The sequence below is a fragment of the Pantoea sp. Pa-EAmG genome, assembly GCF_030024295.1.
Lineage (GTDB): Bacteria > Pseudomonadota > Gammaproteobacteria > Enterobacterales > Enterobacteriaceae > Pantoea > Pantoea dispersa.
In genome coordinates this window covers 1-9,534 of sequence record NZ_JASEWO010000170.1, presented here as the reverse complement: position 1 = coordinate 9,534, position 9,534 = coordinate 1, and the positions used below count along the sequence as shown (strand labels likewise).

Annotated in this window: 8 protein-coding genes; 2 read left to right on the top strand and 6 right to left on the bottom strand. The window is 57.4% G+C overall.

Features of this window, described 5'->3' with window-relative positions; genetic code table 11:
• Nucleotides 1-1,211 (top strand): Si-specific NAD(P)(+) transhydrogenase (gene sthA / locus QMM04_RS18245; RefSeq protein ID WP_282996699.1); only part of this gene is annotated, 1,211 nt, incomplete at its 5' end.
• Here the strand turns inward: sthA and oxyR are convergent.
• The 6 genes from oxyR to argC form a co-directional block, all read right to left on the bottom strand.
• Nucleotides 1,194-2,111, bottom strand: a complete 918-nt coding sequence (oxyR, locus tag QMM04_RS18240; protein WP_021506826.1) for a DNA-binding transcriptional regulator OxyR — start codon at nt 2,109-2,111, stop codon at nt 1,194-1,196. The genes sthA and oxyR overlap by 18 nt on opposite strands.
• A gap of 295 nt (nt 2,112-2,406) precedes the next feature.
• A complete protein-coding gene (locus tag QMM04_RS18235; protein ID WP_211724989.1) occupies nt 2,407-3,282 on the bottom strand; it encodes an Ig-like domain-containing protein in 876 nt (291 codons plus the stop codon).
• 100 nt (nt 3,283-3,382) lie between these two features.
• The gene (argH, locus tag QMM04_RS18230) at nt 3,383-4,762 is read right to left on the bottom strand and encodes an argininosuccinate lyase (RefSeq protein WP_104094280.1); all 1,380 of its coding nucleotides are present in this window, start codon (nt 4,760-4,762) and stop codon (nt 3,383-3,385) included.
• Nucleotides 4,763-4,837: 75 nt separating this feature from the next.
• On the bottom strand, nt 4,838-6,055 hold the full coding sequence (locus QMM04_RS18225; RefSeq protein ID WP_021506829.1) for an argininosuccinate synthase: 1,218 nt from the start codon (nt 6,053-6,055) through the stop codon (nt 4,838-4,840).
• 14 nt (nt 6,056-6,069) lie between these two features.
• The gene (gene argB / locus QMM04_RS18220; RefSeq protein WP_125310725.1) at nt 6,070-6,846 is read right to left on the bottom strand and encodes an acetylglutamate kinase; all 777 of its coding nucleotides are present in this window, start codon (nt 6,844-6,846) and stop codon (nt 6,070-6,072) included.
• A gap of 18 nt (nt 6,847-6,864) precedes the next feature.
• A complete protein-coding gene (gene argC / locus QMM04_RS18215) occupies nt 6,865-7,869 on the bottom strand; it encodes an N-acetyl-gamma-glutamyl-phosphate reductase (protein WP_282996698.1) in 1,005 nt (334 codons plus the stop codon).
• A 169-nt stretch (nt 7,870-8,038) separates the two neighbouring features.
• Between argC and argE the strand changes: the two genes are divergently transcribed.
• A complete protein-coding gene (argE, locus tag QMM04_RS18210; RefSeq protein WP_282996697.1) occupies nt 8,039-9,187 on the top strand; it encodes an acetylornithine deacetylase in 1,149 nt (382 codons plus the stop codon).
• Nucleotides 9,188-9,534 lie beyond the last annotated feature (347 nt).

The window sequence follows — 9,534 nt, the reverse complement described above, 5'->3', positions numbered from 1 at the left end:
TCGAGTTCAATCAAAACCCTCTTTATAGCGATCACACCCGACTCCTGCGCTCCTCGTTCGCCGACATTCTGAATCACACTGAGAACGTCATCAGCCAGCAGACTGCCATGCGTCAGGGCTTTTACGAGCGTAACCGCTGTGAGCTTTATCAGGGCGACGCCCATTTTGTTGATGCCAACACCATCGAAGTGGAACAGCCAGACGGCACGCGCGAGCGCTTAACCGCAGAGAAGTTTGTCATCGCCTGTGGTTCTCGCCCGTATCACCCGGCGGACGTCGATTTTACCCACCCGCGCATTTACGACTCTGACTCCATCCTCAACCTGCATCATGAACCCGGCCACGTCATCATTTATGGTGCGGGCGTGATTGGCTGTGAATATGCGTCGATTTTCCGCGGTCTTAACGTCAAGGTTGACCTGATCAACACCCGCGATCGCCTGCTGGCGTTCCTCGATCAGGAGATGTCTGATTCGCTCTCTTATCACTTCTGGAACAGCGGCGTGGTGATTCGTCACAACGAAGAGTTTGAGAAGATTGAAGGTGTCAGCGATGGCGTCATCATGCACCTCAAGTCCGGCAAAAAGGTCAAAGCCGATTGCCTGCTGTACGCTAACGGCCGTACCGGTAATACCGATTCACTGGCGCTGGAAAACGTCGGGCTGGAAGCCGATGGCCGTGGACTGCTGAAAGTGAACAGCATGTATCAGACCGCACAGCCGCATATCTATGCGGTGGGCGACGTGATTGGCTACCCGAGCCTGGCCTCTGCCGCTTACGATCAGGGCCGCATTGCCGCGCAGGCGATCATCAAAGGGGAAGCCACCGCGCACCTGATTGAAGATATCCCAACCGGGATTTACACCATTCCGGAAATCAGCTCCGTCGGCAAAACCGAACAGCAGCTGACGGCGATGAAAGTGCCGTATGAAGTGGGCCGTGCACAGTTTAAGCATCTGGCACGCGCGCAGATTGTCGGCATGCACGTCGGCAGCCTGAAGATCCTGTTCCACCGCGAAACCAAAGAGATTCTGGGTATTCACTGCTTTGGCGAGCGTGCGGCGGAGATCATTCACATCGGCCAGGCCATCATGGAGCAGAAGAACGGCGGTAACACGATTGAGTATTTCGTGAACACTACCTTCAACTACCCCACCATGGCCGAAGCCTACCGCGTGGCGGCGTTAAACGGCTTAAACCGCCTGTTTTAACGAACGGTCCAGGTAACCCTGCATGTGGGTTTTAATTGCTTCTGCCAGCTGCTCATAGCGGCTGCGCAGAGGCGATCCCGGACGATACACCAGCGCGATGGTGCGCTGCGGCACCGGTTTATAACACGGCAGATAGCACACGCCATCACGCACGCGCTCATTCGGTACCGCCAGCGACGGCAGCAAAGTAATACCGCTGCCGGCTGCTACCATGTTGCGCAGCGTTTCCAGACTGGTCGCGCGGAAATGGGTATCTTCATCAGCGCCGGCTTCGAAGCAGAAGCCCATCGCCTGATCGCGCAGACAGTGACCATCTTCCAGCATCAGCAGTTTCTCACCGGCCAGATCCGACATCGGCACGCGATCGCGATCGTGCCACGGGTGATCCTGATAGATCGCCAGCTTCATCGGCTCATCAAACAGCGGCACTTCAATAAAAGCTTCGCTCTCTTTTACCAGCGCCAGAATCGCGCAGTCGAGCTTACCGCTGTCGAGCTGCGCCAGCAGCTGCTGCGTTTGCGCCTCGTGCAGATACATCTCGAGTTTCGGGAAGGTCTGATGCAGCATCGGAATAATATGCGGCAGCAGATAGGGACCGGTGGTCGGAATCAGACCAATGTGCAGCGGCCCGGACATAGTTTCGCCCTGCTGGCTGGCCATCTCCTTCAGTACTTTGACTTCACGCAGCACGGTTCGCGCCTGATCCACCAGCAGCAGCCCAGCCTGCGTAAACAGCACCTTACGGCTGGTCCGTTCCAGCAGCATCACACCCAGTTCATCTTCCAGCTTGCGAATCTGCCCGCTCAGGGTCGGCTGGCTGACGTGACAGGCATCAGCGGCACGACGAAAGTGGCGATGTTCCGCCAGCGAAACCAGATATTCCAGATCACGAATGTTCATTGATATCCTCCAAACCACGATAGCCCGTGGCGATAGATAGAATAGCAATGAACGATTAGCCCTATCAAGCGGTGAACAGGAATAATACCGGCCATCTGATTAAGACCACGGATTGTTAAAGCCACTGCGTCACACAGGCAACAACAACGATCCGGAGCAGCACCTGCAACCTGCTCACGAAATCACTGAGTTGGCCGGGAGTGCCAGCCCTTTGATGATGTGCCTATAACTATATGTAATTCCGAAGCTAGAGGTTGGCGGGCTACTTAAAGCCCGCTTTTTTTTTGCCTCTGCATCACAGTGGCACATCACCCAGCAACTGCTGCAAATCCTGCTCCGTCAGCACAAGGGAGTGGCCAACGATACCGGACTGCGTCAGCTCCTGCTGCAGATCGTCATTATTCAGCACCAGCTCATACTGCTGCGTGGCCGGGTTAAGCTCCGCGTCCTGGAACAGGTTAACCGGCACGCTGGCCAGCAGATCATGCAGATGCAGGCCGCTGAGTGCCTCCGGCCGGGCCACATCTCCCGTAACATCATCCGCAACGATCAGGCTGACCGGCGCACTGACATTCCCTGCGCCGCATGTCACCACGATCTGATGCTCGCCAGCGGCCAGCGCATGAGATGGCGTAAAGGTCCATTTGTGATCGCTATCGACCAGCGCACTGCCGAGCGGCTCATCGTTATCAAACAGCTCAACCCGGCTGCCGGGCTGGCCTTTACCGGAAAAGGTCGGCTGGGTTTGCGTGGTGCTCTCTTCCGGCCAGATAAACTGCGCACCGCTGTGCATGGCGGTTAGCGTGACCGGCACAAAACCGGCGTCTTCGACGATCAGCGTGAAGGGCGCGCTGGCGCTCTGCGGCATTGCCGCCACCTGTGCCATGAACTGATGACTCCCGCCTGCCAGCGTGGCAGGCAGCGTAAAACTGAAGTAGCCGGTCTGAGCATCGCTGAGCGTGCTGCCCACTAACTCGCCGTTATGGTAACACTCAAGCGTGACGCCACGGCCGGCATAGCCGTTCAGCGCAGGGCGCGTATCGCGGGTGATCTCGCCATCGACAATAAAACCGCCGTCATTCACCGAGGCGGAATCGAAGGTGACAGGAACCTGGTTTTCAACGGCCGGCTCCAGAGGAAAGAAAGGGTAGCCAAAGCGTGAAGTGCTCATTTATGTTCTCCAAATTAACTGCGAGCACACTTTAAGAACTCTTCACGCCAGGCCGATCAAGAATTGTCTCTTTTTTGCGAAAGAAATTTCCTGGCGCGCATTACGCCAGGTTTAAACGCTGCTTCGCTTCGCCGATCGCCAGCGCCACCTGCTGCGGTGCTACGCCGCCGCGCGCGTTACGCTTGTCGAGGCAGGACTGCAGCGACAGCACCGGATAAACATCTTCCCCGATCGCCGCGCTGAACTGCTTAAACTGCGCCAGACTTAATGCTTCCAGCGCGACGCCTTGTTTGATCGCTTCCACCACGGTTTCGCCGACAATGTGGTGCGCTTCGCGGAACGGCACGCCTTTGGCTACCAGATAATCGGCCAGTTCGGTCGAGTTAGCGTAACCCTGCTCGGCGGCTTCCTGACAGCGCGGACGCTTCACCTGAATGCCGTCCAGCACCAGCGCTGACATATGCAGGCAGTCAAGCCAGGTATCGAGCGCATCGAACAGCCCTTCTTTGTCTTCCTGCATATCTTTGTTGTACGCCAGCGGCAGCCCTTTCAGCGTCATCATCATGCCGGTCAGTGCGCCCTGCACGCGACCGCACTTGCCGCGGATCAGCTCCAGCGCGTCCGGATTTTTCTTCTGCGGCATCAGCGATGAGCCTGACGTCACTTTATCGGACAGCTCAATAAAGCCGGCTTCACCGGTGTTGAAGAAGATCATGTCTTCAGCGAAGCGCGACAGGTGCACCATGCCAATCGAGGCATCAGACAGCAGCTCCAGCACGTGATCGCGGTCTGACACGGTATCCAGGCTGTTACGCGTGGCAGAGGCGAAGCCGAGCCAGCCGGCCAGCTGCTCACGGTCGATCTCATAAGCAGTGCCGGCCAGCGCGCCGCAGCCCAGCGGGCTGACGTCCAGCCGCTTCAGCGTATCCTGCAGACGGCTCTCGTCGCGCGCCAGCATCTCAACGTAGGCCAGACACCAGTGGGCAAACGTCACCGGCTGCGCCCGCTGCAGGTGGGTGTAGCCCGGCATCACGGCATCCTGATTGGCTTCAGCCGTGGCTACCAGCGCTGACTGCAGCTCGCGCGTGGCTTCCAGCAGCAGTGCCACCTGCGTTTTACACCACAGTTTGAGATCGGTCGCCACCTGGTCGTTACGGCTGCGCCCGGTGTGCAGCTTTTTGCCCAGCGCGCCGACTTTGTCGATCAGCTTGCCTTCCACCCAGCTGTGAATATCCTCGGCATCGCTCTGCAGAATCTGCTGCGGATTGGCGCGAACCTCTTCCAGCAGCGCATTCAGCGCGGCTTCCAGCTGCTGCTGCTCTTCACTGCTCAGCACGTTTACCGTGACCAGCGCTTTTGACCAGGCCACCGAACCGATGATGTCCTGCTCCGCCAGGCGGTAGTCAAACCGCAGTGAGTCGTTGAACTGTTTAAACCGTTGATCTGCCGCCTGCGAAAAACGTCCGCCCCAAAGTGCCATCTGTTTGCTCCTGAATCTGTTAAACAAAGGGCGGCCCGAAGCCGCCCCTGCAAAATATGTCGCCTGCCGCCGGTATTACTTCTTCTGCTCGTTCAGCGCGCGAATGCGTGAAGAGAGCGAGAACAGACGGATAAAGCCGCCCGCGTGACGGTGATCGTACACTTCGTCTTCGCCGAAGGTGGCAAACTCTTCTGAGTACAGGCTGTTCGCCGATTTTTTCTGGATCGCCGTGGCCTGGCCTTTATACAGCTGCAGTACCACTTCCCCGTTCACCAGCTCTGCCAGCGATGCGGCAGCGGCCTGGATTGACTGACGCAGCGGTGCAAACCAGCGGCCGTCATACACCACGTAAGACATCTCCTGACCCAGCTGTTCACGCCATTTGAAGCTGTCGCGATCCAGTACCAGCTGCTCAACCGCACGCAGCGCGTTGACCATAATGGTGCCGCCAGGGGTTTCGTAGCAGCCGCGTGATTTAATGCCCACCAGACGGTTTTCCACGATATCAATCCGGCCCACGCCGTGTTTCGCTCCCAGCGCATTGAGTTTTTCCAGACACTGGAACGGGCTCAGTTTCTCACCGTTCACCGCCACAACCTGGCCTTTCTCCACGCTGACAGTGACGTTTTCTGGCTGATCCGGCGCTTCCAGCGGATCGACGGTCCACACCCAGCAATCTTTGTTTGGCGCGTTCCACGGGCTCTCCAGCACGCCACCTTCGGTCGAGATGTGCCAGGCGTTTTCATCACGGCTGTAGATCTTCTCCAGCGACGCGGTGGTCGGGATATTGCGCTCTTTCAGGTAATCCAGCAGCGCTTCACGCGAACGCAGGTTCCACTCACGCCATGGCGCCACCACTTTAAGCTGCGGTGCCAGCGCGGTATAGGTGGTTTCGAAACGCACCTGATCGTTGCCTTTACCGGTTGCGCCGTGGCACAGCGCGTCTGCGCCCACTTTCAGCGCCAGTTCAACCTGCGCTTTGGCGATGATAGGACGCGCCATTGAGGTGCCCAGCAGATAGGTGCCTTCGTACAGCGCACCGGTCTGCAGCACCGGGTAAACGTATTCGCTGATAAACTCTTCACGCAGATCGACCACGTGGCACTCAGACGCGCCCGACTGCAGCGCTTTCTTCTCTACGCCTTCCAGATCGGCCGGATCCTGACCAATGTTGGCCACGAACGCCACCACTTCACAACCACCGTAGTTCTCTTTCAGCCAGGGAATGATGGCCGAGGTATCCAGACCGCCCGAGTAAGCCAGAACGATTTTTTTGATGTTTTGCGTGCTCATGTCGTAATCCTTGATTATGCGAGAATCCGGGTGCCAATCGACACGCCGTTGAAAAGGGTTGGCAGCTGTTCAGCATGACGCCAGCTGGCAATATCCACCGGGCGGCCCAGCGTACGCGCCGCGTCGAGCGCCGCATGCACTTTCACAATCATGCCATCGGTAATAATGCCCTGGGCAATCAGCTGCTCGGCTTTGGCTGCAGTCATCTCGGCGATACGCTGACCTTTGCCGTCCAGAATACCGCTGACGTCCGACAGCAGCACCAGATCGGCACCGATGGTCGCGGCCAGTGCAGTCGCAGCCTGGTCAGCGTTGACGTTCATCAGTTCACCACCGTCGGTGATGCCAATCGAGCTGATTACCGGCATATAGCCCGCGTCCAGCAGCGTATTCAGCAGCTGCGGATTGCCCGGCGTGGCGTTGCCCACGTGACCCAGCTCTTCATCGAACTGCGCCACATTCACCAGGTCCGCATCGCCAAGGCACAAACCCACCGCGCCGATGCCGTACTTCTTCGCCCACGCCAGCAGCGTTTTGTTGGCGGTGCCAGCCAGCGCACCGGTAATAATGTCGATCTGATCGGCCGGCGTCACGCGCAAACCGTTCTTCTTTTTCACCGGCAGCGCCAGTTTCTTCATCAGCTCGTCCACCAGGCAGCCGCCGCCGTGGACAATGATCAGCGGACGCTGGTGCTGCGTGCGGTACGCCAGCAGGGCATCAAACAGACGCGCCAGCGCTTCTTCGCTATCCAGCAGTACACCGCCCAGCTTAATGATCAGAGGATTGCTCATGGTCAGGTTATCCGTCCGTTAAATCAGAGACAGCGTTTCGGGGAAGCCGAAACGAATATTGAGACACTGCACCGCCTGTGAGGAGGCGCCTTTCAGCAGGTTGTCTTCCGCTGCGACAACAATCAGGTGCTCGCCCTGCACGGCAAAGCCGATATCGCAGAACGGCAGGCCAACCACCGCTTTCAGCGCCGGTACGCCTTTGTCGTACAGCCGCACCAGCGGTTTGTCGTGGTAGGCGCTGTGGAACGCCGCCGCCACATCCTGCTGGCTCACGCCGGCGTTCAGACGACAGGTGATGGTTTCCAGAATGCCGCGCGGGAAATTACCGAGATGCGGCGTGAAGATCACCGGCGTGCCGAGATGGGCCACAATCTCCGGATGGTGACGGTGATTGAAAAGGCCGTACGGCTGCAGGCTGACTTCACAGAAGCTGGTGGTGACGCTGGCTTTACGTCCGGCACCGCTGACGCCGCTGGTGGCATTGATGACCGGCCACTGAGCCGGATTAAGCAGGCCAGCCTTAATCAGCGGCTTAAGCGCCAGCTGCGCGGCGGTCGGATAGCAACCCGGCACCGCCACCAGCTGCGCGTCTTTAATCTGCTCGTGGTTCCATTCGGCCAGGCCGTAAACGGCTTTGTCGAGCCACGCCTGGTGCTGATGGCTGAAACCGTAATACTGTTGATAAAAGCCGTCGTTGTTAACGCGGAACGCGCCTGAGAGGTCGAACACCACGCAGCCGGCTTTCAGGAATTCCGGGGCCAGATCGTGGCTGACTTCGTGTGCGGTGGCGAGGAACACCACATCGACCTTGCCGGCCCACTCTGCGGCGTCACCCAGCGGCTGCAATGGCAAATCGACCCTGCCTTTCAGCTGCGGATGGAGATCGGAGAGTAACTTTCCGGCATCCGGGCTTTGCGCTGAAACCGCCAAAGCGGTTATGTTCATATGCGGATGGCGATTCAGGTAAGTGGCAAGCTCTACGCCAGCATAACCACTGGCACCAACGATCAGCGTATTCAACATCAGGCTGTATACCTTATTACAGTCACACATTCCGGGTCGCGGCCTTGCCCCGTTGCCCACGATGCCGTTTGCAGAAGATTTCTCTCTTCACATGCAGACGACGTTATTGTATTTTTATTCACTATTAATGCATGAATATTGATACATCCTAACCCAAGGACCGTCAACAGTGAAGACAAAATTACCACCTTTTATCGAACTCTACCGCCAGCTGATTGCCACACCATCGATCAGCGCCACTGACAGCGCGCTGGATCAGAGCAATGAAACTTTAATCAATTTGCTGGCGGGCTGGTTCCGCGATCTCGGCTTCAGCGTGGAAGTCCAGCCGGTGCCGGGCACGCGCCACAAATTCAACCTGCTGGCGCGCAGCGGCAGCGGCGCAGGTGGCCTGCTGCTGGCGGGCCATACCGACACCGTGCCGTACGACGACGGCCGCTGGACGCGCGATCCCTTCACCCTGACCGAACACGACAACAAGCTGTACGGCTTAGGCACCGCCGACATGAAAGGCTTCTTTGCCTTTATTCTTGATGCGCTGCGTGACGTTGACGTGACGAAGCTCAGCAAACCGCTGTACATCCTTGCCACCGCCGATGAAGAGACCACGATGGCCGGCGCGAAATACTTCTCTGAATCGACCCAGCTGCGGCCGGACTGCGCCATCATCGGCGAACCGACGTCGCTGAAACCGGTGCGCGCCCACAAAGGCCATCTGTCGCACGCCATCCGCATTCAGGGTCAGTCCGGTCATTCCAGCGATCCGGCGCGCGGCGTGAACGCGATCGAGCTGATGCATGAATCCATTACTCAGCTGATGCAGCTGCGTAATACGCTGAAAGAGCGCTATCACCACGACGGCTTCGCCATTCCATATCCGACCATGAACTTTGGCCATATCCACGGCGGCGACGCGGCGAACCGCATCTGCGCCTGCTGTGAGCTGCATATGGATATCCGTCCGCTGCCGGGACTGACGCTGAGCGATCTCGACGGTTTACTCAATGAAGCGCTGGCACCGGTGAGCGCGCGCTGGCCTGGCCGTCTGACCGTGGGTGAGCTGCATCCGCCGATTCCCGGTTACGAATGCCCGGCCGATCATGAACTGGTCAAAGTGGTGGAGAAGCTACTGGGCGTGCCGACAGAAGTGGTGAATTACTGCACCGAAGCGCCGTTTATCCAGCAGTTGTGCCCGACGCTGGTGTTAGGGCCTGGATCCATCAATCAGGCGCACCAGCCAGACGAGTTTATTGATACCGCATTTATTAAGCCGACTCATGCGCTTATCACTCAGGTTGTGCAGCATTTTTGCCACTGATTAACAATAGATGGGGCAATTCACTGTTAAAACAGTAAATTGCCCGGTCATTGTTCGGGATTTAATAATAAGAATAACTTATCTCGCTTCCTCTCAATTTAATTCTATGAATTTCCGGTAGTTAGCAGCGAATTATCGTCAATTTAAGTCAATTGACGAACAGGAAGAACCGTGGCTAGATAAAAGACGATGTTATGCCCGTTGGGTATAGAGGTTTTATATTTAAGACGATAAGGGTGTCAGGGTCAAATGAACGAACAATATTCCGCAATGCGAAGTAATGTCAGTATGCTCGGCAAACTGCTCGGGGATACGATAAAGGATGCACTGGGAGAGAACATCCTCGA

Bases quoted from the DNA above. Each gene is read 5' to 3' on its own strand.
- oxyR (WP_021506826.1), bottom strand. From the start codon at position 2,111: ATGAACATTCGTGATCTGGAATATCTGGTTTCGCTGGCGGAACATCGC.
- QMM04_RS18235 (WP_211724989.1), bottom strand. From the start codon at position 3,282: ATGAGCACTTCACGCTTTGGCTACCCTTTCTTTCCTCTGGAGCCGGCC.
- argH (WP_104094280.1), bottom strand. From the start codon at position 4,762: ATGGCACTTTGGGGCGGACGTTTTTCGCAGGCGGCAGATCAACGGTTT.
- QMM04_RS18225 (WP_021506829.1), bottom strand. From the start codon at position 6,055: ATGAGCACGCAAAACATCAAAAAAATCGTTCTGGCTTACTCGGGCGGT.
- argB (WP_125310725.1), bottom strand. From the start codon at position 6,846: ATGAGCAATCCTCTGATCATTAAGCTGGGCGGTGTACTGCTGGATAGC.
- argC (WP_282996698.1), bottom strand. From the start codon at position 7,869: ATGTTGAATACGCTGATCGTTGGTGCCAGTGGTTATGCTGGCGTAGAG.